Source organism: Vreelandella vilamensis (assembly GCF_031451755.1).
Classification (GTDB): domain Bacteria; phylum Pseudomonadota; class Gammaproteobacteria; order Pseudomonadales; family Halomonadaceae; genus Vreelandella; species Vreelandella vilamensis.
The window spans coordinates 1-665 of sequence record NZ_JARWAN010000069.1 but is presented as its reverse complement, the minus strand read 5'-3'; the positions used below and the strand labels follow the sequence as shown (position 1 = coordinate 665).

The 665-nt window shown below is 51.0% G+C and carries 1 protein-coding gene; it reads left to right on the top strand.

Annotated elements, in window-relative coordinates:
- A partial coding sequence (locus QC823_RS16175) for a hypothetical protein (protein ID WP_309657365.1) occupies nucleotides 1–471 on the top strand: 471 nt, incomplete at its 5' end.
- Nucleotides 472–665: the final 194 nt, after the last annotated feature.

The window sequence follows — 665 nt, the reverse complement described above, 5'->3', positions numbered from 1 at the left end:
ATCACGGTTGCGGATGCTGACGATCTGGTGGCAGACGGCGCCAATGACCCGTTCAACCTGAGCGTAACAGTGACCGACAATGAAGGTGCTACGGCTAGTGACTCGATTACTGTCGAGGTTCTGGCTGCTGGCGAAGTTGATCTGATCACTGAAGATCTCGACGCTTTAGGTGGCACTATCACCACAGCAGAGAGCTTTGATGCAGGTGTCGATGCGTATCGTCTGAAAGATGATGTCGCGTCGGAAAGTAATACCGAGGTCAGCAATTTTGGCAGCGACGATGCGCTTGAGTTTGTCGGCGTAACGGCTGGTGATGTCCAGGTGTCAGTAGCTGATGGCAACACCATCTTCCAGTTCGACGATGGCGCAGGAACCGTATCTGAAGTTGCGCTGGTTGGTGTATCAGGCTTCTTCACCAACGTAGCAGAGTTCAACGCCTCTGCTGACTACGGTGATGTGACCTTCGCATAACCAGCAGTAAATCAATTCCGCCGCAATGGTGCGGCGGGATTGTGCAGTAAAAAATCAGATATGTTACGGAGAATATAGAATGGCGAATATTAATTGGGTTTTGCTAGATACTACCCCTGATACGCTTCCGATCCCTGCTGGGCTGGAAGTCGAAGTGCTGGGTAATACCAGCGGGAAGACAATAAACCTGGAAA